Annotated in this window: 21 protein-coding genes; 13 read left to right on the forward strand and 8 right to left on the reverse strand. The window is 71.0% G+C overall.

Annotation, left to right across the window (positions count from 1 at the left end; translation table 11 throughout):
- The first annotated feature begins 155 nt into the window (after window positions 1-155).
- The 5 genes from F6W97_RS09580 to F6W97_RS09600 all read left to right on the forward strand — a co-directional run bounded on the left by F6W97_RS09580 (window position 156) and on the right by F6W97_RS09600 (window position 8,060).
- Window positions 156-1,436: an ABC transporter substrate-binding protein gene (locus F6W97_RS09580; RefSeq protein ID WP_155369851.1), complete on the forward strand. Its 1,281-nt coding sequence runs from the start codon at window positions 156-158 to the stop codon at window positions 1,434-1,436.
- 193 nt (window positions 1,437-1,629) lie between these two features.
- Window positions 1,630-2,508, forward strand: coding sequence for a carbohydrate ABC transporter permease (locus tag F6W97_RS09585; RefSeq protein ID WP_155369852.1), 879 nt, complete (start codon window positions 1,630-1,632; stop codon window positions 2,506-2,508).
- Between the two features lie 80 nt (window positions 2,509-2,588).
- Window positions 2,589-3,446, forward strand: a complete 858-nt coding sequence (locus tag F6W97_RS09590; protein ID WP_155369963.1) for a carbohydrate ABC transporter permease — start codon at window positions 2,589-2,591, stop codon at window positions 3,444-3,446.
- Window positions 3,447-3,469: 23 nt separating this feature from the next.
- The gene (locus tag F6W97_RS09595; RefSeq protein ID WP_230686529.1) at window positions 3,470-5,887 is read left to right on the forward strand and encodes a glycoside hydrolase family 2 protein; all 2,418 of its coding nucleotides are present in this window, start codon (window positions 3,470-3,472) and stop codon (window positions 5,885-5,887) included.
- Between the two features lie 190 nt (window positions 5,888-6,077).
- Window positions 6,078-8,060, forward strand: coding sequence for a cellulase family glycosylhydrolase (locus F6W97_RS09600; protein ID WP_155369854.1), 1,983 nt, complete (start codon window positions 6,078-6,080; stop codon window positions 8,058-8,060).
- Between the two features lie 140 nt (window positions 8,061-8,200).
- Here the strand turns inward: F6W97_RS09600 and F6W97_RS09605 are convergent, their stop codons facing one another.
- Entirely contained in the window at window positions 8,201-8,821 is a 621-nt protein-coding gene (locus tag F6W97_RS09605; protein ID WP_155369855.1) for a GTP cyclohydrolase II, read from the reverse strand.
- Between the two features lie 141 nt (window positions 8,822-8,962).
- Between F6W97_RS09605 and F6W97_RS09610 the strand changes: the two genes are divergently transcribed.
- Both F6W97_RS09610 and F6W97_RS09615 read left to right on the forward strand, forming a co-directional pair.
- Window positions 8,963-10,357 carry an MFS transporter gene (locus F6W97_RS09610; RefSeq protein ID WP_155369856.1) on the forward strand — a complete coding sequence of 465 codons (1,395 nt, stop codon included), beginning with the start codon at window positions 8,963-8,965 and terminating at the stop codon, window positions 10,355-10,357.
- The gene (locus F6W97_RS09615) at window positions 10,354-11,820 is read left to right on the forward strand and encodes a pyridoxal phosphate-dependent decarboxylase family protein (RefSeq protein ID WP_155369857.1); all 1,467 of its coding nucleotides are present in this window, start codon (window positions 10,354-10,356) and stop codon (window positions 11,818-11,820) included. Before F6W97_RS09610 ends, F6W97_RS09615 begins: the two co-directional genes overlap by 4 nt.
- Before the next feature lie 90 nt (window positions 11,821-11,910).
- On the opposite strand, the gene F6W97_RS09620 is transcribed toward F6W97_RS09615, so the two are convergent.
- From F6W97_RS09620 to F6W97_RS09645, 6 genes are all read right to left on the reverse strand, one after another.
- The gene (locus F6W97_RS09620; RefSeq protein ID WP_155369964.1) at window positions 11,911-12,300 is read right to left on the reverse strand and encodes a PaaI family thioesterase; all 390 of its coding nucleotides are present in this window, start codon (window positions 12,298-12,300) and stop codon (window positions 11,911-11,913) included.
- A 134-nt stretch (window positions 12,301-12,434) separates the two neighbouring features.
- Window positions 12,435-12,956, reverse strand: coding sequence for a hypothetical protein (locus F6W97_RS09625; protein ID WP_330164959.1), 522 nt, complete (start codon window positions 12,954-12,956; stop codon window positions 12,435-12,437).
- Window positions 12,957-13,042: 86 nt separating this feature from the next.
- Entirely contained in the window at window positions 13,043-13,339 is a 297-nt protein-coding gene (locus F6W97_RS09630; protein ID WP_155369858.1) for a GlsB/YeaQ/YmgE family stress response membrane protein, read from the reverse strand.
- A 135-nt stretch (window positions 13,340-13,474) separates the two neighbouring features.
- The gene (locus F6W97_RS09635; RefSeq protein ID WP_155369859.1) at window positions 13,475-14,506 is read right to left on the reverse strand and encodes a lactonase family protein; all 1,032 of its coding nucleotides are present in this window, start codon (window positions 14,504-14,506) and stop codon (window positions 13,475-13,477) included.
- 153 nt (window positions 14,507-14,659) lie between these two features.
- On the reverse strand, window positions 14,660-15,670 hold the full coding sequence (locus tag F6W97_RS09640; RefSeq protein ID WP_155369860.1) for a sensor histidine kinase: 1,011 nt from the start codon (window positions 15,668-15,670) through the stop codon (window positions 14,660-14,662).
- Complete coding sequence (locus F6W97_RS09645; protein WP_155369861.1) at window positions 15,663-16,367, reverse strand: response regulator transcription factor; 705 nt, start codon at window positions 16,365-16,367, stop codon at window positions 15,663-15,665. Before F6W97_RS09645 ends, F6W97_RS09640 begins: the two co-directional genes overlap by 8 nt.
- 112 nt (window positions 16,368-16,479) lie before the next feature.
- Between F6W97_RS09645 and F6W97_RS09650 the strand changes: the two genes are divergently transcribed.
- Entirely contained in the window at window positions 16,480-17,037 is a 558-nt protein-coding gene (locus F6W97_RS09650; protein WP_155369862.1) for a DM13 domain-containing protein, read from the forward strand.
- Window positions 17,038-17,128: 91 nt separating this feature from the next.
- Here the strand turns inward: F6W97_RS09650 and F6W97_RS09655 are convergent, their stop codons facing one another.
- Window positions 17,129-18,052 (reverse strand): DUF1835 domain-containing protein, encoded by a 924-nt coding sequence (locus F6W97_RS09655; protein WP_155369863.1) that lies wholly within the window; start codon window positions 18,050-18,052, stop codon window positions 17,129-17,131.
- Between the two features lie 160 nt (window positions 18,053-18,212).
- Here F6W97_RS09655 and F6W97_RS09660 point away from each other — a divergent pair, with 160 nt between their 5' ends.
- The 5 genes from F6W97_RS09660 (at window position 18,213) to F6W97_RS09680 (ending at window position 24,008) form a co-directional block, all read left to right on the forward strand.
- Window positions 18,213-18,650, forward strand: coding sequence for a hypothetical protein (locus F6W97_RS09660; protein WP_155369864.1), 438 nt, complete (start codon window positions 18,213-18,215; stop codon window positions 18,648-18,650).
- Between the two features lie 157 nt (window positions 18,651-18,807).
- Window positions 18,808-19,305 (forward strand): GbsR/MarR family transcriptional regulator, encoded by a 498-nt coding sequence (locus F6W97_RS09665; RefSeq protein ID WP_155369865.1) that lies wholly within the window; start codon window positions 18,808-18,810, stop codon window positions 19,303-19,305.
- Between the two features lie 830 nt (window positions 19,306-20,135).
- Complete coding sequence (locus F6W97_RS09670) at window positions 20,136-21,323, forward strand: ROK family transcriptional regulator (protein WP_155369866.1); 1,188 nt, start codon at window positions 20,136-20,138, stop codon at window positions 21,321-21,323.
- 25 nt (window positions 21,324-21,348) lie between these two features.
- Entirely contained in the window at window positions 21,349-22,914 is a 1,566-nt protein-coding gene (locus tag F6W97_RS09675; protein WP_155369867.1) for a sugar ABC transporter ATP-binding protein, read from the forward strand.
- Window positions 22,911-24,008: an ABC transporter permease gene (locus tag F6W97_RS09680; protein WP_155369868.1), complete on the forward strand. Its 1,098-nt coding sequence runs from the start codon at window positions 22,911-22,913 to the stop codon at window positions 24,006-24,008. Before F6W97_RS09675 ends, F6W97_RS09680 begins: the two co-directional genes overlap by 4 nt.
- Window positions 24,009-24,105: the final 97 nt, after the last annotated feature.

Raw genomic sequence — 24,105 nt, forward strand, 5'->3', positions numbered from 1 at the left:
CTTAAGCGGTTTTCATGGTCCACGTCACAGGATCGTCACGAGAATGACCTCCTATTGACACGTTGGGAGCGCACCCATACCGTGTGTGCACTTATCCGGTTCAGTAGACGCTTCGCTATCTCTGGGAGCGCTCCAAGTTGTTTCGGAGGACGTACATGCGACTGCACAGGTCCGGCTGGGTCGTGGCGACCGCGCTGATCGCGGTCGGCGCGCTCACCCTCGCCGGTTGCAAGGGCGGTGACAGCGGCGAGCCGTCGAAGCCCGGCGGCCCGGTCGAGCTGAAGATCGCCTTCTGGGGCGATTTCGGCCTCGACGAGCTCAAGGCCAAATACGAGGCCGCCAACCCGAACGTGAAGATCGTCCTCAACTCGGGCGAGTACAACGCCCAGCACGAGGACCTGCAGAAGAAGCTGATCGCCGGCTCCGGCGCCCCGGACATCGCCGCGATCGACGAGGGCTTCATCGTCAGCTTCCGCAGCCAGGCAGACAAGTTCGTGAACCTGCTGGACAAGGGCGCCAGCAAGTACCAGGACAAGTACCTGGGCTGGAAGTGGAAGCAGTCGCTGTCGGCCGACGGCAAGACGCAGATCGGGCTCGGCACCGATGTCGGCGGCCTGGCCATGTGCTACCGCACCGACCTGTTCAAGGCCGCGGGCCTGCCGGTCGAGCGGGACAAGGTGTCCGCCCTGTGGCCGACCTGGGACGACTTCATCAAGACCGGCCAGGACTACACGGCCAAGTCGAAGAAGAAGTTCGTCGACAACGCCACCAACCTGTTCAACCCGATCCTGGGCCAGCAGCCGGTCGGCTTCTACGACGAGTCCGAGACGCTGAAGATGGACGGCGGCCCGAAGGCCGCGTTCGACCTCACGGTCAAGGCCGTCGGCGCCGGCCTGTCGGCCAACCTGCCGGCCTTCTCGCCCGAGTGGAACGCCGGCTTCGTCAAGGGTGACTTCGCGGTGCTGGCCTGCCCGGCGTGGATGCAGGGCCACATCAAGAACACCGCGCCGGACACCGCCGGCAAGTGGGACGTCGCGGCCATCCCGGGTGGCGGCGGCAACTGGGGCGGCTCGTTCCTGACCGTGCCGAAGCAGGGCAAGAACGTCGACGAGGCGTACAAGCTGCTGGAGTGGCTGGTGCAGCCGGAGCAGCAGATCGAGATCTTCAAGAAGGTCGGCAACCTGCCCTCGCAGCCGGCCCTCTACAAGGACCCCGCGATCGCCGACTTCAAGAACCCGTTCTTCAGCGACGCCCCGGTCGGCCAGATCTTCAGCAAGACCGCCGAGGTGCTGACCCCGCAGTACCTGGGCAAGAAGAACGGCCCGACCCGGGTCGCGGTCGAGAACGTCATCAACTCCGTCCAGGCCGGCACCACCAAGCCCGCCGACGCCTGGGCGCAAGCCGTGAAGGAAGCCGAGAAGGCCGCCAAGGCCTGATCGCGCACGCGCGTTGCAGTGGGGATCAGAAGGGGTGGGCGTCTCCCTACGGCGTCCACCCCTTCGCCCGCCGCGACGGAACCTGGCCCGCCATGGCGCTCGCCACGTTCCGCATCATATCGACCATCCTCGGTAAACGGAGGTAATCGTGCGCGGGCTATCGCACCGGCTGCACCGATTCGACGTGAAGCAGATGCCTTACGTCCTGATCGCACCGTTCTTCATCCTCTTCGCGATCTTCGGGTTGTTCCCGCTGATCTTCAACGGCGTGGTGGCCCTGCGCACCTGGCGGCTGGACGACCCGGCCCAGGACGGCTGGGCCGGGCTGGCCAACTTCGAGAAACTGCTGACCGACGAGGACTTCTGGAACGCGCTCTACAACACCTTCGGCATCTTCGTGCTGTCCACGGTGCCGCAGCTGTTCCTCGCCCTGTGTGTCGCGTTCCTGCTCAACCGCAGGCTGCGCGGGCAGACCTGGTTCCGGGTCAGCATGCTGCTGCCGTACATCACCCCGCTGACCGCGTCCACGCTGGTCTTCCTGGTGGTGTTCGGGCGCGACTACGGCGTGGCCAACTGGGTGCTGTCCGTCTTCGGCATGGACGACCCGATCGACTGGCGCGCGGGCAAGCTGCAGTCCTGGGTCGCCATCGCCACGATGGTCAACTGGAAGTGGATCGGCTACAACGCGCTGCTGTACCTGTCGGCGATGCAGACCATCCCGCGTGACATCTACGAGGCGTCCGCGCTGGACGGCGCGACGTCGTGGAAGCAGCTGTGGCGGATCACCGTGCCGATGATCCTGCCTGTCGTGATCTTCACGGTGGTGCTGTCCACCATCGGCGGCCTGCAGCTGTTCACCGAGCCGATGCTGCTCGACGCGAACCCGGCCTCGGCCAGCGGCGGCTCCAACGGCGAGTGGCAGACCATCGCCCAGCTCATCTACAAGGTCGGCTGGAAGAACCTCAACCTGGGCTACGCCGCGGCGATGTCCTGGGCCCTGTTCCTGATCATCGTGGTCGTCGCGGTCGTCAACACCCTGGTGACCAACCGGCTCGGAGGAGGAAAGCGGTGACCACCACCACCGACACCCACGTCGCGGCCCCGCCCGGCGCAGACCCCGGCCAGGCGCCGCGCCACAAGGTGAGGCCGTCCATGTCGGGCCGCGCGCCCCAGGACACCCCGGCCGGCAAGTGGACCTACATCCTGCTCGGGCTCACCTTCCTGCTGTCGATCTACCCGATCTACTGGATGTTCGTCATCGCGACGAGCACCGACGCGGCGCTGGCCGAGATCCCGCCGAAGTTCCTGCCGGGCGGCGAGTTCGCCAGGAACCTCGCCGAGGTCTTCTCGCTGCAGGACGTGTACTTCGCCGAGTCCCTGGTCAACAGTGTGATCGTGTCCACCGTGATCACGGTCTCGGTGCTGTTCTTCTGCTCGGTGGCCGGGTTCGCGTTCGCCAAGCTGCGCTTCCGGGGCAGCCGGATTCTGATGGTGATGGTCATCCTCACCCTCACCGTGCCCAACCAGCTCGGCATCGTCGCCCTGTACATCCTGATGGGCTACCTGCCCGGTGAGGGCGGCTGGAACGGCAGCCTGCTCGCGGTCATCGTGCCCGGCCTGGTCAGCGCGTTCGGCGTGTTCTACATGCGGCAGTTCATCCTCGGCGCGGTGCCCGACGAGCTGATCGAGTCGGGGCGCGTCGACGGCGCGACCACGATGCGCATCTACTGGAGCATCGTGCTGCCCGCAGTCCGGCCCGCGCTGGCCGTGCTGGGCCTGCTCACCTTCGTCGGCAGCTGGAACGACTTCCAGTGGCCGCTGATCACGCTGGGCGGCACGGACTACCCGACCTCGATGGTCGCGTTGTTCGACCTGGCCAGCGGTAATTATGTGCTGTACCGGCGGGTGCTCGCCGGCGCGTTCGTGGCTACCGTGCCACTGATCATCTTGTTGTTCGTCGGGGGCAGGCAGATCGTCCGCGGCATCATGGAGGGTGCGGTCAAATCGTGATGATGGCGTCTCGGTCCCGAAGCATGGTCCAGCTCCACCACGGCTGGGTGGTGTCGGCGCGCAACACGCCGGTGCCGGTCAGCCGGGTGCCGGCGGCCGTGCCCGGGTGCGTGCACACCGACCTGCTGGCAGCCGGTCTCATTCCCGATCCTTTCCTGGACGCGAACGAGAACGAGCTGAGCTGGATCGGGCGCACCCGGTGGACGTACGAGACCAGTTTCCAATGGTCCGGCCCGGTCGACGACCGGATCGACCTGGTGTGCGCGGGGCTGGACACCGTCGCCACCATCTCCCTCAACGGCACCGAGGTCGGGCGCACCGCGAACATGCACCGCGGCTACCGCTTCGACCTGCGCTCGGCGCTCACCCCCGGCCGCAACGACCTGCGCATCACCTTCGACTCGCCGTACGAGTACACGGCGGCGATGGCGCGGCAGGTCGGCTCCCGGCCGGGGGCCTACGACGAGCCGTACAACCTGATCCGCAAGATGGCCTGCAACTTCGGCTGGGACTGGGGCCCGACCGTGGTCACCGCCGGCATCTGGCAGCCGATCGGCCTGCACAGCTGGTCGACGGCGCGGCTGGCGCAGGTGCGCCCGCAGATCTCCGTGGACGGCACGACCGGGGTGGTGGACGTGCACGTCGACGTGGAGCGGGCGTCCACCGAGTCGCTGCACGTCACCGTCGAGGTCGGCGGTGTGGTCGGGGTGGCCTCCATCGGCGCCGGCAGCATCAGCGCCACGCTGCGGCTGTCCGTGCCGGACGTGCGGCGCTGGTGGCCGCGCGGCCACGGCGAGCAGCCGCTCTACCCGCTGCGCGTGGTGCTGGCCACCGAGGGCGGGCGTGAGCTGGACCGGTGGGAGCGCCGGGTCGGCTTCCGCACGGTGCGCGTCGACACCACCCCGGACGAGCACGGCACGCCGTACACGGTGGTGGTCAACGACAAGCCGGTGTTCGTGAAGGGGGTCAACTGGATCCCCGACGACGCGTTCGTCACCCGGATCACCCGGGAGCGGCTGGCCGAGCGTTTCCGCCAGGCCTGCGACGCGAACATCAACTACCTGCGGGTATGGGGCGGCGGCCGCTACGAGTCGGAGGACTTCTACGAACTCGCCGACGAACTGGGCCTGATGGTCGGGCAGGACTTCCTGTTCGCCTGCGCGGCGTACCCGGAGGAGGAGCCGTTCGCGGCCGAGGTGGCGGCCGAGGCACGCGAGCACGTGGTGCGCCTGGCGTCCCACCCCAGCCTGGTGACCTGGACCGGCAACAACGAGAACATCTGGGGCTTCGCCGACTGGGGCTGGCCGGAGCAGCTCCACGGGCGCAGCTGGGGCGCGGGCTTCTACCACGAGCTGCTGCCGTCCATCGTGGCCGAACTGGACCCGACCCGGCCGTACTGGCCGGGCAGCCCCTGGTCGGGCACGCCGGACATCCACCCGAACGATCCGGCGCACGGCACCATGCACATCTGGGACGTGTGGAACCAGATCGACTACATCCACTACCGGGACTACATCCCCCGGTTCTGCGCCGAGTTCGGGTTCCAGGCGCCGCCGGCGTACGCGACGCTGCGCCGGGCGCTGCACGACGAGCCGCTGGCCAGCGACTCGCCCGGTATGCGCCACCATCAGAAGGCCGCCGACGGCGACCTGAAGCTGCGGCGCGGGCTGGACGCGCACCTGCCCGAGCCGCAGGGTTTCGACGACTGGCACTACCTCACGCAGGTCAACCAGGCCCGCGCGATCCGGCTGGCCGTCGAGCATTTCCGTTCGCACCAGCCCGTCTGCATGGGCGCGATCGTCTGGCAGCTCAACGACTGCTGGCCGGTGACGTCCTGGGCGGCGATCGACGGCGACGGGCGGCGCAAGCCGCTGTGGCACGCGCTGCGTGACGCGTACGCCGACCGGCTGCTCACGATCCAGCCGCGCGACGGCGGTCTCGTCCTGGTCGCGTCCAACGACACCGACCAGCCGTGGCCGTCCGAGGCGACCGTGACCAGTCACGATCTCAGCGGCAAGGTGCTGGCGGCGATCACGGTCGCCCTCGACGTCGCGCCGCGCTCGGTGGTGCTGACGCCGATCCCGGACGGCGTCGCGCTGCCCGAGGAACCCCGGTCCGAGCTGCTCCGGGCCGTCGCCGGCGAGCAGCAGGCCTGGTGGTTCCACGCCGAGGACCGTGAGATCGACTACCCGGTCGCGCGGTACGAGACGACCGTCGCACCCACCGCCGACGGCTACGAGGTCACCGTCACCGCCGGGACCATCCTGCGCGACCTGTCCCTGTTCCCCGACCGGCTAGACCCGGCCGCCACCGTCGACCAGGCCCTGGTCACGCTGCTGCCCGGCGAGTCGGTCACCTTCACCGTGCACACCACCGCCCGCCTCGACGCCACCGCTCTGGCCGCCCAGCCGGTGCTCCGCTGCGTCAACGACATCCCCTAGCACCACCATCGGGATCTCTACGGCCGGTGATCGCCCAGGCGTCACCGGCCGTAGAGATCCCGGATCTCCGGCAAGGCCCATCCCTTCCACGGATGCCGACCGGCCACCACGACCCGCCCGACGCCGTCCCGCCGCACCACCGGCGGCGTGCGGGCGGGCGGCTCGGGCCGGCGGCGAAAGGAGCACGCACATGAACAGACGGATCCTGGCGGTCGCCGCCGGGGCGCTGATCCTGCTGCTCGGCACCGGCAGCGGCAGCGCCGCCGCGGCCGGTCAACCCGCCCCCGACGGGTTCGTGACCCGTCACGGCAGCGATCTCCAACTCAACGGCAAGCCGTTCCGGTTCGCCGGGACGAACAACTACTACCTGATCTACTCGTCGCAGGCGATGGTCGACGACGTGTTCGCCCGCGCCGAGGGGGCGGATCTCACCGTCCTGCGCAGCTGGGGCTGGCTCGACATCGGCAACCAGGACGACTCCGGTTCGGTGTCGGGCAAGAAGAACGGCGTCTACCTGCAGTACTGGGACGGCACGCGGCCGGCGTACAACGACGGGCCGGACGGACTGCAGCGGCTGGACTACGTGCTGTGGAAGGCCGGGCAGACCGGGATCAAGCTGGTCATCCCGTTCACCAACAACTGGTCCGACTTCGGCGGCATCGACCAGTACGTGCGCTGGGCCGGGGCCGACAACCACGACGACTTCTACACCGACCCGGTCATCAAGGGCTGGTTCAAGGACTGGATCAGCCACCTGCTGAACCGGGTGAACCCGCTGACCGGGCTGGCGTACAAGGACGACCCGGCGGTGATGCTGTGGGAGCTGGGCAACGAGCCGCGGTGCAAGGGCTCCGGCCTCTACCCGCCGTCGGCCTCGTGCACCCCGGCCACGCTCACCGCCTGGGCCGACGAGATGACCCGCCACGTCAAGAGCGTCGACCGCCGGCACCTGGTCGGCGTCGGCGACGAGGGCTTCTACTGCGACGACCCGGCCTCGGCGGACTGGACCACCAACTGCGGCGAGGGCGTCGACTCGGTCGCGCTCGGCAAACTGCCCGCCGTCGACGTGGTCTCGTTCCACCTCTACCCGGACGGCTGGGGCAACAAGACGGCCCAGTGGGGCGCCGACTGGATCAAGCGGCACAACCGCGACGCCAAGCGGGCGACCAAGCCGTCCGTGATGGGTGAGTTCGGCTGGCGCGACAAGGCCACCCGCAACCCCGTCTACCAGCAGTGGACCGAAGCCGCCGCGAGCGACGGCGGGGACGGCTTCCTCTACTGGATGCTCAACGGCATCCAGGACGACGGCACCATGTACCCGGACTACGACGGCTTCACCGTGGCGTGCCCGACGCCGGTCTGCCAGACCATCACCAACGCCGGGACGATCATCAGCAGCGGGCGGCGCACCTTCCCGCCCGTCGCCGACCATGACGGCGCGGTGGTGCCGTTCGGGACCACGGCCGTGCTCAGCCCGGCGGCCAACGACATCGCGTACCAGACACACGTGCGGCCCGACCGGATCGACCTGGACCCGGCGGCGGACGGTCGGCAGACCGGCGCGACCGTGCCCGGCGGCACGTTCACCCTGGCCACCTCCGGCCAGCTCACGTTCACGCCGACCGAGGGCTTCACCGGCAAGGCGGCGGTCACGTACACGATCCGCGACACCGCGGCCCGCCTGTCCAACGCGGCCACCGTCACGGTCACCGTGCTGCCCGATCCGACCGCCGCCATCCCGCTGGCCTCCTGGGAGACCGGCGTGGACGGCTGGGCGCCCGGCAGCTGGCAGGCCAACGCGGGCACGCTCAGCCCGCAGTCGGACTTCCACACCGACGGCACCGCCGGCCTGCACGCCGACGCCGTCGACGGCGGCTGGTTCGGCGTCAGCTTCCCGGCCCCCGTGGACCTGTCGGGCAAGTCCTACGTCAAGTTCGACCTCCGCACCGCCGCGGCCGGCACGTCCACCAGCATCGTCCTGCAGACCGGGCCGTCCTGGACCTGGTGCCAGGGCCCGTTCAACTGGGTCAACCAGAACACGGCCCTGGCCACGGTCGAGGTCGACCTGAACACCGGCCTGTCCTGCGACCCGTCCTCGCTGAACGAGGTCCACGCCGTCTACCTCTGGCTCAGCCCCGGCTCCTTCGACCTCGACAACCTCCGCGCCGAGTGAAAGGAAGGCGCCCTTCCTGACCGTCGACCGGGAGTGATCGCTGTTTCGTGTCAGAACCTGTGGTCAGACCGCAGTTTCCGACACGAAACAGCGATCATCACCACCGGCGCGCGGGCGAAACCGGGCCGGGCCGGGCCGGGCTAGGCGGCCACCGGGAGGGTGATGGTGTGGTTGGTGTGGGTGACTTTGGCGTGGAGGTAGCGGAGGTTGTCCGGGGCGGCGTGCACGGCGGTGGGGACCACGTGGGCCACCTCGACGCCGTGGTCGCGCAGCTGGCTGGGCTTGTCCGGGTTGTTGGTGAGCAGGTCGATGCGGGGCACGCCGAGGGCGGCCAGCATCTGCGCGGCGGCGGTGTAGTCCCGCTCGTCGTCGCCGAACCCGAGCGCCCGGTTCGCGGCGTACGTGTCCAGGCCCGAGTCCTGTAGCGCGTACGCGTCGAGCTTGGCGTACAGGCCGATGCCCCGGCCCTCCTGGCGCAGGTAGAGCAGGTAGCCGCCGTGCTCGGTGATGCGCTGGACGGCTTCGCGCAGCTGCGGGCCGCAGTCGCAGCGGGCCGAGCCGAAGACGTCGCCGGTCATGCACTCGGAGTGGGCCCGCACCAGGGGCGTGGCCGCCTGCTCGAAGCCGCCGAGGCCGAGCGCCAGGTGCTCCAGGCCGTCGGACAGGCCGGTGAAGGTGAAGACCTCGGCGGTGGTGGCGGACCCGTCGGGGAAGCGCAGCGGAACGGTCACCCTCGTGCGTACACCCAGCTGCTCGGTCATGGCTCACCAGTCTCGTCGTCGGAACGTGCCCGTTCAGGTAACGCGCGCGTTGCTACTAGGTTGTTGAAGCATCAAGAACTCTGTGAAATTCCCTCACCTCCCTCTGTGCGCTACGCCACACGCCGCGTAACATCCGCAGCCATGACCGTCTCGCCCCCCGCATCCTCCGAGGTCACCGCCCCTGACCAGGACCAGCCGCTGACCGGTGGCGTGCGCGCCGGGTACGCGCTGGGCTCGCTGGCCACCGGGGCTTTCGGCACCGTGCCCGGCCTGCTGCTGCTGCCGTACCTCACCGACAACCTCGGCGTCGCCGCGGGCCTGGCGGGCCTGCTGGTGCTCGTGCCGAAGGCGTGGGACGTGCTGATCAACCCGGTCGCGGGCCGGATCTCCGACCGCACCGTGTCCCGCTGGGGCGCGCGGCGGCCGTACCTGCTGTTCGGCGGCCTCGCCGTGGCGGTGCTGTTCGCGTTGATGTTCGCCGGGCCGTTCGGGGCCGGGTCCGGGGCGGCGATCTACGTCGCGGTCGCGTTCCTCGCCACCGCCACCGCGTACGCGTTCTTCCAGGTGCCGTACGTGGCGATGCCCGCGGAGATGACCGACGACTACAGCGAGCGCACCCGCCTGATGACCTGGCGGGTCGCCGTGCTGGCGGTGGCGATCCTGGTCTCCGGCGCGGTCGCGCCGATCGTGGTGCAGGCCGGGGGCGGGGGCGTGCCCGGACACCGCTGGATGGGCGTGTTCGTCGCCGCGCTGATCGTGGTCGGCGCGCTGGGCTCGTTCTTCGGCACCCGGCGAGCGCCGGTCGGGCGGGTCACCGAGAGCGAGCCGACGCTGCGCGCGCAGCTCGCCGTGGTACGCCGGAACAAGCCGTTCACCGTGCTGCTGACCGTGTTCGTGGTGCAGTCGATCGGCGTCGCGACGATGCTGGCCGGGGTCAAGTACGTGGCCGACCACGTGCTGGAGCGCCCCGAGGACGGCCCGACGCTGCTGTTCGCCTGCTTCGTCGGCCCGGCGCTGCTGGTCATGCCGCTGTGGAGCCGCGTCGGCGCGCGAGTTGGCAAGACCAAGGCGCTGACGCTGGCTTCGGTGCTGCTGGCGGGCGGCGCGCTGGCGCTGATCGTGGCGGGCTCCGTGCCGCCGGTGGTCGCGTACGTGATCACGGGCGTGATCGGCGTCGGCTACGCGGGCCAGCAGGTCTTCGCGATGGCGATGCTGCCCGACTGCGTGGCGTACGACGCCGCCCGCACCGGCCGCCGCCAGGCCGGCGTGTTCACCGGCCTGTGGACGGCGGGGGAGACGTTCGGCCTCGCGCTCGGCCCCGGCCTCTACGCGCTGGTGCTCCAGCTTTCCGGCTACACCTCGTCGGCGAGCGGGGCTGCGGCCCAGTCCGACGGCGCGAAGCTCGGCGTGCTGCTCGGCTTCAGCCTCGTGCCCGCGCTGCTGGTCGGCCCGGTGACGCTGCTGCTGCGCCGCTACGACCTGACCCCGGAGCGCCTGGCATCCGTGCAGGTCGAGACAGGTACGGTGGCCCGATGATCGACGCACTTCCGCCCCAGGGCGTCCCCGCCGACCAGGTGCTCGCCGAGCTGCGCGGGATGCGCGCGGCCGACCTGCCCACGCACGGCGGGCGGCTGTTCGCCTACGTGTACGACCCGGCCAAGGCAGGGCTGGACGAGCTGGCGATGTCCGCCTATGCGCTGTCCGCCCACGTGAACGGCCTGGACCCGACGGCGTTCCCGTCCCTGCTGGCCACCGAGAACGCGCTGGTCGCCGCCGCGGCCCGGGTGCTCGGGGCGGGCCCCGGCACGGCCGCGCCGGACGTGGTCGGCTCGGTCACCAGTGGCGGCACCGAGTCGCTGATCCTGGCCGTGAAGACGGCCCGCGACGCGCACCCGGAGATCACCTCGCCGCGCCTGGTCGCCCCGTCGACCGCGCACGCGGCGTTCGCCAAGGCGGCGCACTACCTGGGCTTGGCGCTGGACCTGGTGCCGGTCGACCCGGAGACGTTCACGCCGGACCCGGCCGCGATCGCCGCCGCGATCACCGCGGACACGGTGCTGGTCGCGTGCTCCGCGCCGTCGTACGCGCAGGGGGTCGTCGACCCGGTCGAGCAGATCGCGGCGATCGCCGCCGAGCGGGGCGTGCGCTGCCACGTGGACGCGTGTTTCGGCGGCTGGGCGCTGCCGTTCCTGCGCCGGGTCGGGGTCGCGGTGCCCGCGTTCGACTTCAGCCTGCCGGGTGTGACGAGCATGTCGGTGGACCTGCACAAGTACGCGTACACCCCCAAGGGTGTGTCGGTGCTGCTGCACCGCGACGCCGGGCTGCGCCGCCCGCAGTACTTCGCGTTCGCCGACTGGCCCGGCTACACCATGGTCAACCCGGTGATCTCCTCGACGCGCTCCGGCGGCCCGATCGCGGCGGCGTTCGCCACGCTGCGCCACGTCGGCGACGAGGGCTACCTGGAGCTGGCCCGGCAGACCCGCGACGCCGTCGCCGGGCTGGCCAAGGCGGTGTCCGAGGTGGACGGGCTGCGGCTGCTCGCCCCGGCCGACTTCACGGTCGTGTGCCTGACCTCGGACGATCCGGGGCTGGACCTGTTCGTGCTCGCCGACGAGCTGGCCGCGCGGGGCTGGCACACCCAGCCGCAGCTGCCGTACGCCGGCATCCCGGCCAGCATCCACCTGACCGTGACCGCGTCCGTGCTCCCGCAGGTGCCCCAGTTCGGCCCGGCCCTGGCCGAGTCGGCCGCCGCCGCCCGCACCCACGGCCCGGTCGAGCTGCCCGCCGAGCTCCTGGCGATGGCCGCCCACCTCCCGCCGGACCAGCTCACCGCCGAGATGGTCGCGGGCCTGGCCGACACCTTCGGCCTCACCGGCGGCGAACCCGGCACGGCCCCCCGGATGGCCGTCGTCAACGCCGTCCTCGCCGCCGCCCCACCCCGCCTGCGCGAACGCCTCCTGGTCGAGTTCGTCAGCCTGCTGCAGCGTCCGTCGTGGTAGCGGTGGAACAGTGATCGCCGTTTCGTGTCAGAAACTGTGGTCTGACCAGACCTTCTGACACGAAACGGCGATCATGCCGCGTCGCGGCGGCTACTTGCGCAGGAGGCAGGTGAGGCGGGCGGTGCAGATGCGGTTGTCGTCCTCGTCGGTGATGACGATTTCGTAGGTGACGATGGTGCCGCCGCGGTGCAGCGGGGTGGCCACGCCGGTGACCAGGCCGGAGCGGGCGGCTCGGTGGTGGGTGGCGCTGATGTCCACGCCGACGGCGTACGGGCGGCCGATGGTCGAGCCGTGCAGGGTCGCCCCGATCGAGCCGAGGGTCTCGGCCAGCACGCAGGACGCGCCGCCGTGCAGCAGGCCGAAGGGCTGGGTGTTGCCGTCCACCGGCATCGTGGCGACCAGCCGCTCCGGGGTCGCCTCCAGCAGCTTGATGCCCATGCGCTCGGCCAGCGCGCCCTGCATGGTCGTGTCGTAAGTCATCTCCACCCGCCGCACGTTACCCGCCGGTCAACCCGGCGGGCAGGGGCCCGGAGACGGTTCCGGGGAACCCGCGGCCTCCGGGGGAGCGGAGGGTGCGGATTCCCCAGAAACAGGCTGGGCGCGGTGAACCGCGGTCAGGGGGTGTTGCCGCGGTAGTGGCCCAGCGTGGCGATTCCGACGATCCAGCCCACGAACAGGCCGTAGATGGCGCCGGAACCGGCCGCCTGGAAGGCGCCCAGCAGCGAGGCGTCCGAGCGGATGAAGGCGGTCAGCAGACCCGCCACCGCACCCGCGAAGATGTACCCCGACCAGCCGGCCAGCAGCTGGCTGAAGCTGCCGCGGGCGCGTCCCAGTTGAGCGTTGGTCGTCAGGGCCAGGAACACGGCCGTCAATACGATGAGAAGGATCGCCTTGAGGTCGGCGGCGAGCACGTCCTGCACCGAGCTGTCTGCGTCGAAGCTCCAGGCAGGCCACGTCAGCAGCTTGAGGAACCAGCCACCGGCGGTGTTGGTGTTGGCGTTGTCGTTCGCCCAGTCGACGTAGACGGGGCTGCCGAACACCAGCACGAGAATGAGTGCGGCGAGAACGCCCGCACCGGTCGTGGTGCGGTATCGCGATGCGGCAAGTACCATGGCGCCTCGATTGCCGAGGGCCACGGTCAGTAAACATGTGTGTCCGGTGTGTACTGAATAATCCTTCGTGACCCGGGCGCACAGCGGACGTGCGCCCGGCTCTCAGGAGATCAGGGAGTGGTACGCCGCGGCTGGACCGCCTGCGTGTGGCGCTTGGCCGACATCCTCGCGGCCAGCCATACGAAGAACATGGCCAGTGCGAGCTGGATGATGTGCCTGATCCAGTCGATGCCTCGGGTCTCGCCGACGCCTAGCCAGTCGGCGATGATGCCACCCAGTGTCGCGGCCAGGATGCCCACCAGCACCGTCGTCAGCGCGGAGATGTTCTGACGCCCGGGCAGCAGCAGCCGGCCCAGGTATCCGACGATCGCGCCGCCGATGATGCCCCAGAGGATCGTCCCGATCATGTACGCCTCCCGTGATCATGACTGCTACGTGGCCAGTATCAGCCGGTCCCGGGAGGGTATGGAGTTGTTTGGGGATATCCGTCGGACTCGGGCCTACCAGGAGGATCCTGCGCGGTCAGAAGCGGTCAGAAGCGGTCAGACGCGGGCAGGGGCGGGCAGCACGCAGGTCGGGTTCGGCACCGTGATGGTGTCGCCGGTCGGCGACGGGATGCCGGTGACCGGGTCGCGGCGGTACACCGTCACCGTGTCGCCGTCCTGGCCGGCCGCGTACACGAAGTCGCCGAGCAGCGCGAAGTGCCGGGGCCAGCGGCCAACCGGCACGTCCGCGACCGGCCGCAGCGCCCCGCCCGCCACCGCGAACACGGTGAGGCAGTCGGCGCCGCGGTTGGCGACGTAGAGGAACTGCCCGTCGGGCGAGCACTCCAGGTGGCTCGGATAGTTGCGCTCACCCGGCTCGCCGGCGGTCGCCGCGACCGCCGACACGGGCCGCAACCGGCCGTCGCCTACCTCGCAGACGACCACGGTGGAGTCCAGCTCACCCGCGACGAACACCGTGCCGGACGGGTGGAAGGCCAGGTGGCGCGGGCCCATCCCGGCGATCAGCGGCGACGTCGCCACGTGCCGCAGCCCTTCCGGCTCGACCGCGTAACTGCGGACCTCGTCGGTGCCCAGGTCGCTGACGTAGAGCAGCCCGTCCGGGCCGAGCAGGGCCATGTGCGCGTGCGGGCCCTGCTGGCGTTCCGGGTCCGGGCCGCTGCCGTCGTGTGCGACGAGCTGGTGGTACGGCAGCAGCGCCCCGTCGGCGCCGATCGCGAACACGGCCACCGAGCCGCCGCTGTAGTTGGCCGCCACCACGAACCGGCCCTGCGGGTCGACGGCCAGGTGGCAGGGGTCGTCCCCGCCGCTGGGCAACGCGCCGAGCAGCCGCAGTCCGTCCTCCGTCACCGCGTACGACAGCACCTGGGCCGCGGATTCGCTGGCCGCGTAGAGGTGGGTGCCGGCGGGGTGCCAGGCGAGCCACGACGGGTCGACGGCCTCGACGGGCGGGTGCGCGGGCTCCAGCCGCCCGGTCCGAGGGTCCTGCCGCCAGGCGGTGATCGCCTGCGCGGTCCCCGCCTTCGCCGTGTAGGAGCCGATGTGGACCAGGTCAGGGGAAACCGAAGGCATGTCAGGCAGCCTAGTGCGGGGCCGGTGGTGGCAGCCCGGCCCGTCCCGGGAGCCGGACACGTGATCCGGGTACGCCGCGTCACCTGCGGCGCGGCCAGGCCCGGATGCCGCGCTCCGCCGCGGGCCCGGCTGCGGCGCACGTCGTCGGAGACGTCAGGCGGCGGTCGGCAGGTGCACCTCGAACCGGCATCCTGCCGCGGTGTTCGCGACGTCGACCCGGCCGCCGTGGGCGTCGACCAGCCCGGCGACGATGGCCAGGCCCAGGCCGCCCCCGCCGCCGTCCGCGTCCGGGGTGCGCGCCTTCGCGCCGCGGAAGGCGACGTCGAACACGCGTGGCAGGTCCGTGTCGGCGATGCCGCCGCAGGTGTCGTCGACGGCCAGCCAGCCGCCGTCGGCGTCGCGGCCGCCGGTGACCGTCACCGTGCCGTCGGCGGGGGTGTACCGGACCGCGTTGAGCACCAGGTTCGCCACGATCCGGGACAGCTCGCGCTCGCCCGCCCGCACCACCGGCCAGTCGCCGTCGGCCACCAGGCGCACCCCCCGCGCGGCGGCGACCGGCGCGGCCGCGGCGACCGCGTCGGAGACCACCTCGCCCAGCGGCACGTCGACGGGGGACAGGGCCAGCGCCCCGGCGTTGATCCGGGACAGCTCGAACAGGTCGTCGACCAGTGCGGCCATCCGGTCGGTGCCGGTGCGGATGCGGCGGTGGTACTCGGCGACCGTGGCCGGGTCGCTGACCACGCCGTCCTCCAGCGCCTCGGCCATGGCCCGGATGCCGGCCAGCGGGGTGCGCAGGTCGTGCGACACCCAGGCGACCAGGTCGCGGCGGCTCGCCTCGACCTGCCGCTCCCGCTCGCGGGCGTCGGCCGCCCACATCGCCGAGCGGGCGAGCCGCCACGCCACCCAGCCGCCGATCCCGAGGCTGACCAGCCCCGACAGCGGCACCACGACGAGCAGCACCTGCAGATCGTGCGGGGAGATGAACATGCCCTCGGCGACCGCCAGCACCCCGGCCAGCATCGCCAGCACCGTGGCCACCAGCAGCACGCACACGTTCAGCGTGAGCGAGCGGCGGTGCAGCAGGCGCAGCAGCAGCGCCGCGGGCAGCCAGACGGCGGCCGCGCCGAGCAGTGCGGCGAGCAGGATGAGCAGTACGTCACGCATCGTCGGCCGCCCGGACCGGCTCGTACCGGTAGCCCACGCCCCAGACGGTGTGGATGCGCTGCGGCATCGCGGGGTCGGGCTCGATCTTCTCGCGCAGCCGTCGCACATGGACGGTGACCGTGGACTGGTCGCCGAAGGTCCAGCCCCACACCGACTCCAGCAGCTGGGCCCGGCGCAGCGCCTCGTTCGGGTGCGCCATCAGGAACGCCAGCAGGTCGAACTCGCGTACGGTCAGCGCCAGCTCCCGGCCGGCGAGGTGGGCGGTGCGGCGTACCGGGTCGACGACCAGGTCGCCGTCGGTCAGCACGGCGGCCGGGGCAGCCTGCGGGCCGGTACGGCGCAGCACGGACTGGGCCCGCAGCACCAGCTCGCGCGGGGAGAACGGCTTGGTCACGTAGTCGTCCGCGCCGACCTGCAGGCCGACGATGCGGTCGACTTCCTCGCCGAGCGCGGTCAGCATGATGATCGGCACGCCGGGGCCGGGCTCGGCGCGCAGCCGGCGGGCCACCTCCAGCCCGTCGACGCCGGGCAGCATCAGGTCCAGGATGATCAGATCGGGGCGTGCCCGGGCGTACGCGTCCAGCGCGGCCTGCCCGTCGGCGGCCAGCACCACCCGGTGCCCGGCGTGCTCCAGGTAGCGGCGGACCACGTCGCTGACGGTCGGATCGTCGTCGACGACGAGCACACTGGTGGCCATGTCGCGAGCGTACGTCGAGATCATCGACGACCGCCGGACGCGGCGGCATCGGAACCTTACGATCCGCGAACGTGGGCTCCGCCGGACCCGGTTCGGGCCTTAGCGTCAGGGCATGACGAGGATGTTCGGCAAGCCCGCCTTCTGGGCGGTGGCCGCGGTGCTGGCCGTGGGCCTGGCGTTCGGCATGTACTGGTTCCAGCCCTGGAAGCTGCTCACCTCGAAGACCGTCAACGACGCCGCCCCGGCGGTGGTGACCACGAGCGCGACGCCCTCGCCGGCCTCCTCCCCGGCCGCGGGCGCGCCCTCGCCGTCGGCCGTCGCCGTGCTGGTGGCGGAGGGCAAGCTGGTCACCCACGAGCACGACAGCTCCGGCACCGCGCAGCTGGTGCGGCTGCCGGACGGCCGCTACCAGGTGATCCTGCGCGATCTGGCCACATCGGACGGGCCCGACCTGCGGGTATGGCTCACCGATCAGCCCGTGCTGCCCGGTCGCGCCGGCTGGCACGTGTTCGACGACGGCAAGCACGTCGAGCTGGGCCGCCTCAAGGGCACCCACGGCACCCAGGTCTACGCCGTGCCCGCGAGCGCCGACCCGACCGAGCTGCGCAGCGTCACCATCTGGTGCGCCCGCTTCAAGGTCTCCTTCGCCGCCGCACCCCTGGCGGCCTGACCGGCCGCCCGATGTCGTGTCTGCAGTTTCGGGGAAAGCACATGAATCCGAGTGGAGATTCCCGCACTTTCCCCGAAACTGCGGCCCGAGTTCAGGCGGGGACGGGGCGGGCGGTGTCGGGGTGCCAGAGCCAGCCGGGGAGCAGGATGCCGCCGACCCAGCGGGGGAAGGTCTGCCAGCGGGCGTCGCCGTGCAGGACCCGCTGGCCGTACGCGGTCAGCTGGTACTCGCCGCCGCGCAGCGCCAGCGCCGGGCGCTCCGCGTCGTGCAGCCGTCGCAGCACCGGCAGCAGCATGACGTCACCGAGGTACGGCAGCGGATCCCCGTCCTGATGCGCCCGGTAGACGGCCGGGAACGGCAGCGGCCCGGCGCTGACCGCGCGCAGGCACAGCCGCTCCGACAGGGACAGCCCGTCGGTGGTCCACGGCAGCTCGGCGAGGTGCCGGCGCACCGCCCTGGGCAGGTAGGGCAGCGCGTCGCCGCCGATCCCGGCGAGCGCGACCGGGTCCGGCGCGGCCAGCGCGGCCCATGCCTGCTGCGCCGCGGCGAACTGGTCCGGGGTGACCGGCCGGTCCCGCCCGGCGAGCGTCGCCAGCTGCGGTGCGGACAGCTGCCCGAGCCCGATGAACGGGTCCTCGCCGGCGAACGCGTCGATCGACAGCAGCGACAGCCGCCCGTGCAGCGCGGGCCGGTGCGCCAGCAGGGCCAGCAGCCGGATCAGGATCGCCTGGTCGAACCAGTCGTGCTCGAACCACAGCAGCACCCGGTCATAACCGTCGAGGGCGTCGAGGCCGGCACGCTCCCGCGACAGGCGCTCGCGGACCTGCGCGACGTCGAGGTCGTACGCCTGCCCGAGCCAGTCCGCGCGGATCGCGTCGAACTCGGCCGGGTCAGCCGTGCGGGGGACCGGTCCCTGGCACACCGGGTCCGTGAAGGGCACGAAGTCACCGGGGAAACCGGCCGGTCCGAGGGTCTCCCGGAGGTCGTCGCCGCAGCGTACGTGGGCGGTGCGCATGGGCGTCAGTCTAGGTGCGACAGCCGCCGGTGACCGGTCGACGGGCTGAGTGGGCGAGTGTTACCAGCGGTATGACCCATCGACATATGCGTGCTTAGCCAACTATCATTTCGTCATGGCGCGGACTCGTACGGTGACAGGTGCCGGGATCATCGCAACCGTGGCGCTCGTCCTTCTGTTCGGTAATCAGCCCTTCGTGGAGTGGGTGTCGAGGCACACCAGCTCCGACAGTGCGTGGGGCTGGTTCCTGCGTGTGCTGACCTGGCCCCGGTGGGCCTTCGGTCCCGTCGACGGATCCAGCGGCGCGATGCGCCGGCTGCTCGCCGACGACCTGCGCGCGCTGCTGCTGATCCTCTTCGTGGCTCTCATCCTCGGGGTGGTCAGCAAGGCGGTCACCGGTGGCGCCGGCGGCTTCCTGCTCGGCTGGTCGGCGCTGATCTTCGCGGCGGCGCTGGCGGCCTTCATCACCTCCTTCATCATCAGCAATCCGACCTTCGTCGGGGCGCTCCAGACCGCCGCGGCCGGCTCCACCTACGGGCTGTTCGTCGGCTGGGTGGTCGGCGCACTGACCGGCACGGCCAAGGGCGCCGGCTCCTAGCGCCCGCTCCGCTTTTGCATGGACGTCGGCCTGTCTGGATGAGTTCGATCCGTGAATTCACATCCAGACAGGCCGACGTCTATTGAAGGACGGGCGGAGGACGTGCACGGTGTTCATAAAATTGTGAAGACTCCGAAGGTTGTTATGATCGTCCATGATGAGCGACAAGGTTGACGCGGTCGCGTCGCGTGATGAGGACGGTGTGCGCCGGTCGGTGGAGCACATGGCGATGATGCTCGCCGACATGGGGTTTCCCCGGATGCCGTCGCGGGTGCTGATGACCATGATGAGCGCCGAGGAGACCTCGCTCACCGCTGGTGACCTGGCTGAGCGGCTGGGAGTGAGCGCGGCGGCCATCTCCGGTGCGGTCCGCTACCTGATGCAGATGGGCTTCGTGGTGCGCGAACCCGCGCCCGGCTCCCGCCGCGACCGTTACCGCCTGCCCGACCAGCCCTGGTACGGCGTGACCACGGCCAAGCGGGGCTTCTACGGCCAGTTCTCCGACGAGGCCGACGTCGTCATCGGGGCGGCGGGCGGGGCGCGGACCCTGGCCGGCGAGCGCATGGCCGACATGCGCGACTTCTTCCGCTTCGTGGAGGAGCAGGTCGGCACCGCCCTGCAGCGCTGGCAGGAACAGCGACCACCGCGCCCCTGACGATCTCCTCTCGCGTCCCGCACGCCGCACGCCGCACGCCGCACTCCGCGCCGCACGCCGACCGCCGCACGCCGACCAGCGACCGCCGCACGCCGACCGCCGACCAGCGACCGCCGCACGCCGACCGCCGACCAGCGACCGCCGCACGCCGCACGCCGACCGGCGACCGGCGACCGGCGTGCCGGTCCATGATCGTTCGACTTGCCGGGCAAGTGGGCGAAAGCGCGCCCAAGATACGCACGGGTGCCGGGCAAGTCCAATGATCATGGGGCCGGGTGTGCCCGAAGGACGGGTTTCGCTCGGGACAGGCCTACTTTTCGCCGCGCCCGGCGTGAATCGGGTGCGTTCACCTGTGGGGCCGGGCGCCCTTCGGTGGGGGTGGAGTCGCTCGCGGCCCGGTCCGCCTCCGCCGTTCCGGCGTGGCCTCGGCGGTCGCGTAGAGGCATCCGTGGGACGCCTCGTTTCGGCTCGGACGGGCCTGTGGACTGGTCGGGGTCGCGGCCATCCGGGGCGCGTCCGCCGTTCTGCCGCCTCCCACGGCCGTGATCAGACCGGCCGTGAGCTGTGACGATGCCACCTCGCCGCAAGGTCGGGCGCGAACGGGCCGCTACTGCGTGAGAGTTGCGGTCTCCAGACCGTTATGAGACCGCGACTTTTTAAGACTTGCGCGAAAGAGGAGGGGGTGTTCTGGATGGTCATGGCTAACTTCTGCTAGATCAAACAAAAGTTTCGCGGATTCGGCGAGAAGCTATGGACATGATTGTCGAAAGCTCGTAACCTGTGCGACACACCACATCGGTGGAGTCCTATCAGGTCGGAGGAATGAGCGGATGAGCCTTGCGCGGACGCTCTGGGACCCGCTGCACGTCAGAGTGCTGCGGCTGCTGCGCGACGAGGGCGCGTTGTCACGCGCGGAACTCGCCGACCGGCTGGACATCCCGCGTCCGCGGCTGCTGGGCGAGCTCGACCGGCTCGTCGCCGGCGGCCACGTCGCCGAGGCGGGCCCGGCGGAGTCGCGCGGCGGCCGTCGTTCCACGCTGGTGGAGCTGAACCCCGGCATGCGCTTCGCGGGCGTCGACCTCGGCGCGACGTCGATCGACGTCGAGGTGACCAACGGCCGGCTGGAGCCGGTCGCGCACTACAGCGAGCCGGCCGACATCCGCAGCGGTCCGAAGGTCACCCTGCAGCGGGTCAACGAGCTGCTCGCCAAGGCCAAGGTGGAGGGCGCGTTCGCGCACCTCGACGGCATCGGCATCGGCGTGCCCGGCCCGGTCAGCTTCCGTGACGGCGTGCCCGTCTCCCCGCCGATAATGCCCGGCTGGGACCGCTTCCCCGTGCGTGAGCTGCTCACGCGGGAACACGGGTGCCCGGCCGTGGTGGACAACGACGTGAACATCATGGCGATCGGCGAGCGCAACGCGGGCGTGGCGCACTCCGTCGACAACTTCCTCTTCGTGAAGATCGGCACCGGCATCGGCTGCGGCGTCTTCCTCGGCGGCGAGGTCTACCGGGGCACCGACGGCTGCGCCGGCGACATCGGCCACATCCAGGTCGACAGCCACGGGCCGGTCTGCACCTGCGGCAACGTCGGCTGCCTGGAGGCCGTGTTCAGCGGCGCCGCGCTGGCCCGCGAGGCCACCGCCGCGGCCCGCTCGGGCACCTCGCCCGCGCTGGCCGAGCGGCTGGCGACCAACGGCGTGGTCACCGCGATGGACGTCGCGATCGCCGCGGTCGAGGGCGACGTCGCCTGCGTGCAGCTGATCCGCGACGGCGGCCGCCGCATCGGCACCGTGCTGGCCGGGCTGGTCAGCTTCGTGAACCCTTCGATGATCGTCATCGGCGGCGGGCTGGCCCAGCTGGGCCACATCATGCTCGCCGAGATCCGCAGCGTGGTGTACCGGCGGTCGCTGCCGCTGGCCACCGGGAACCTGCCGCTGGTGCTGTCCGAGCTGGGCCCCCGCGCCGGTGTCGCCGGCGCCGCGGTGCTGGCCAGCGAGATCGCCTTCGAGCAGGCGTGAGCTTCAGATGACCGAGGAGTCGAGCATGAGCGAGCAGCCGGCCACGACGGCGGAGGCCGCCACCGGTGAGGTGGTCCTGCGGCTGTCCGGTGTGGTCAAGACCTTCCCTGGCGTACGCGCCCTCGACGGCGTCGAGCTGGAGGTGCGCGCGGGTGAGGTGCACTGCCTGCTGGGGCAGAACGGCGCGGGCAAGTCCACGCTGATCAAGGTGCTGGCCGGCGTGCACCGCCCCGATGAGGGCGACGTGCAGTGGCTGGGCGAGCAGGTCGCGTTCAGCGGCCCGCAGGCCGCGATGAAGGCCGGCATCGCCACCATCTACCAGGAGCTCGACCTCGTCGACTACCTGTCGGTGGCGGAGAACATCTACCTCGGCCACGAGCCGCGCAGCCTCGGTTTCGTGCACAAGGGACAGGCCGCCCGCCAGGCCCGGGAGCTGCTGGGCCGGCTCGGCCACGGCGAGATCCCGCCGCACCGGCTGGTCAAGTCGCTGCCCGCCGCGGGCAAGCAGATCGTCAGCATGGCCCGCGCGCTCTCGCACTCGGCCAAGCTGATCATCATGGACGAGCCCAGCGCGGTGCTGGCCCACGACGAGGTCGGCAACCTGTTCCGGATCATCCGGGAGCTGACGGCGCAGGGCATCGCGGTCGTCTACATCTCGCACCGGCTGGAGGAGATCCGCGAGATCGGTGACCGGGTCACCGTGCTCAAGGACGGGCGCACCTCGGCGGTCAACCTGCCGGCCCGCACCACGCCGACCCGCGACCTGGTGAGCCGGATGACCGGCCGCTCCATCGAGTACGTCTTCCCGCCGCGGCCGGACACCGAGCCGGGCGAGAAGCTGCTGGAGGTGCGCGGGCTGGGCCGCTCCGGCGAGTTCGCCGGCGTCGACCTCGACGTGCGCTCCGGCGAGATCGTCGGCATCGCGGGCCTGGTCGGCTCGGGCCGCTCGGAGCTGCTGGAGACGGTGTTCGGCGCACGGGTGGCCGAGGCCGGCACGGTGGTGATGGACGGGCGCAGGCTGCCGCCGGGCAACGTGGCCGCGGCGGTGCGGGCGGGCCTGGGCATGGCCCCGGAGGAGCGCAAGAGCCAGGCGCTGCTGCTGGGCCAGCCGATCTACCGCAACATGACGCTGACCAACTTCAGCTCGTACGCGACGGCCGGGTTCACCGACACCGGCAAGGAGCAGGCCGAGGCCATGAAGGTCGCGAACCAGCTGGAACTGCGCCCGCGCGACGTGCGGCGGGCCGTGCGCACGCTGTCGGGCGGCAACCAGCAGAAGGTGGTGGTCGGCCGGTGGCTGCTGGGCGGCACCCGGCTGCTGCTGCTCGACGAGCCGACCCGGGGCGTGGACGTGGGCGCCCGGGCGGAGCTGTACCAGGTGATCCGCGACCTCGCCGCGAACGGCGTCGGGGTGCTGCTGGTCTCCAGTGAGGTGCCGGAGGTGCTCGGACTGTCCGACCGGGTGCTGGTCATGCGCGAGGGCCGGGTGGTGCGCACCGCGCCCGCGTCCGAGCTCAGTGAAGAGGACGTACTCGATCTGGTGATGGCGGGATCGCTGACCGCCGCGACGACTGAAGAGGTGGCCGCATGAGCGTGAGCAGCGAGCAGAAGGTGGAACACGCGGTGCCCGAGGGGCACGCGCCCCACGCCGCCGCAGAGCGTGCCGGTGGGACGAGCTGGTGGAAGGACGAGGCGCAGGAGCCGCTGCGGCGCAACCTCGGCCTGGTCGGGGTGCTGCTGGCGCTGTTCGCCATCGGCGCGTACATCCGGCCCGACCTGTACAGCAACGCCGACTGGGTCGTCAACAACATCATGGTCATCCTGACCCAGGCGGCCGCGATCGGCGTGGTCACGGTCGGCATGACCTTCGTGATCATCGGTGGCGGCATCGACCTGTCCGTCGGGGCGCTGATCGCGCTGTCCGGCGTGTGGGCCACCACGCTGGCCACGCAGAGCTTCGGCACGGCCGGCATGATCTTCACCGCGATCGCCGTGGGCATCGGGGCGGGCCTGGTCAACGGCGCGCTCGTCGCGTACGGCCGGCTGGTGCCCTTCATCGCCACCCTGGCCATGCTGGTCGCCGCACGCGGCCTGGCCGCGCAGATCTCCGGCAAGCAGACCCAGATCTCCACCGACCAGATCATCAACAGCCTCGCCACCACCCGCTGGTTCGGCATCCCGCTGCTGGCCATCATCCTGTTCGTGGTCGCCGGGCTCGGGTGGGTGCTGCTCAACCGCACCACCTTCGGCCGGCGCACCGTCGCCATCGGCGGCAACGCCGAGGCGGCCCGCCTGGCCGGCATCAACGTCCGCGGCCACACCATGCTGCTGTACGCGCTCTCGGGCCTGTGCTGCGGCATCGCCGCCATCATGCTCACCTCGCTCGCCACCTCGTCCCAGGCGGCCGCGGCCGAACTCTACGAACTCGACGCGATCGCTGCGGCGATCATCGGCGGCACGCTGCTCTCCGGCGGCCGCGGCACCATCGTCGGCTCGCTGTTCGGCGTGATCGTGTTCTCCGCGATCACCAACCTGTTCGCCATCGCCAACCTGCCCACCGAGGTCCAGAACATGGTCAAGGGCGCGATCATCGTGGTCGCGGTCCTTCTCCAGCAGGTGCGGTTCTCGTCCGTCACGCAGTTCGCCCGAAGGCACGGTCTCACCCGGGCAAAACCGCAGGCCTGACCGCCCCCTGTGTAAGGGTTCCACCACCGCACAGCCCGCTCCATCTGGGGCGACCGTCGAACGCGACGGTCGCCGGACCGAATGCACCCTCGCGACG

It is taken from the genome of Catellatospora vulcania (genome assembly GCF_009720385.1).
GTDB lineage: Bacteria > Actinomycetota > Actinomycetes > Mycobacteriales > Micromonosporaceae > Catellatospora > Catellatospora vulcania.

Bases quoted from the DNA above. Each gene is read 5' to 3' on its own strand.
- F6W97_RS09580 (WP_155369851.1), top strand. From the start codon at position 156: ATGCGACTGCACAGGTCCGGCTGGGTCGTGGCGACCGCGCTGATCGCG.
- F6W97_RS09585 (WP_155369852.1), top strand. From the start codon at position 1,630: ATGCCTTACGTCCTGATCGCACCGTTCTTCATCCTCTTCGCGATCTTC.
- F6W97_RS09590 (WP_155369963.1), top strand. From the start codon at position 2,589: ATGTCGGGCCGCGCGCCCCAGGACACCCCGGCCGGCAAGTGGACCTAC.
- F6W97_RS09595 (WP_230686529.1), top strand. From the start codon at position 3,470: ATGGTCCAGCTCCACCACGGCTGGGTGGTGTCGGCGCGCAACACGCCG.
- F6W97_RS09600 (WP_155369854.1), top strand. From the start codon at position 6,078: ATGAACAGACGGATCCTGGCGGTCGCCGCCGGGGCGCTGATCCTGCTG.
- F6W97_RS09605 (WP_155369855.1), bottom strand. From the start codon at position 8,821: ATGACCGAGCAGCTGGGTGTACGCACGAGGGTGACCGTTCCGCTGCGC.
- F6W97_RS09610 (WP_155369856.1), top strand. From the start codon at position 8,963: ATGACCGTCTCGCCCCCCGCATCCTCCGAGGTCACCGCCCCTGACCAG.
- F6W97_RS09615 (WP_155369857.1), top strand. From the start codon at position 10,354: ATGATCGACGCACTTCCGCCCCAGGGCGTCCCCGCCGACCAGGTGCTC.
- F6W97_RS09620 (WP_155369964.1), bottom strand. From the start codon at position 12,300: ATGACTTACGACACGACCATGCAGGGCGCGCTGGCCGAGCGCATGGGC.
- F6W97_RS09630 (WP_155369858.1), bottom strand. From the start codon at position 13,339: ATGATCGGGACGATCCTCTGGGGCATCATCGGCGGCGCGATCGTCGGA.
- F6W97_RS09635 (WP_155369859.1), bottom strand. From the start codon at position 14,506: ATGCCTTCGGTTTCCCCTGACCTGGTCCACATCGGCTCCTACACGGCG.
- F6W97_RS09640 (WP_155369860.1), bottom strand. From the start codon at position 15,670: ATGCGTGACGTACTGCTCATCCTGCTCGCCGCACTGCTCGGCGCGGCC.
- F6W97_RS09645 (WP_155369861.1), bottom strand. From the start codon at position 16,367: ATGGCCACCAGTGTGCTCGTCGTCGACGACGATCCGACCGTCAGCGAC.
- F6W97_RS09650 (WP_155369862.1), top strand. From the start codon at position 16,480: ATGACGAGGATGTTCGGCAAGCCCGCCTTCTGGGCGGTGGCCGCGGTG.
- F6W97_RS09655 (WP_155369863.1), bottom strand. From the start codon at position 18,052: ATGCGCACCGCCCACGTACGCTGCGGCGACGACCTCCGGGAGACCCTC.
- F6W97_RS09665 (WP_155369865.1), top strand. From the start codon at position 18,808: ATGAGCGACAAGGTTGACGCGGTCGCGTCGCGTGATGAGGACGGTGTG.
- F6W97_RS09670 (WP_155369866.1), top strand. From the start codon at position 20,136: ATGAGCCTTGCGCGGACGCTCTGGGACCCGCTGCACGTCAGAGTGCTG.
- F6W97_RS09675 (WP_155369867.1), top strand. From the start codon at position 21,349: ATGAGCGAGCAGCCGGCCACGACGGCGGAGGCCGCCACCGGTGAGGTG.
- F6W97_RS09680 (WP_155369868.1), top strand. From the start codon at position 22,911: ATGAGCGTGAGCAGCGAGCAGAAGGTGGAACACGCGGTGCCCGAGGGG.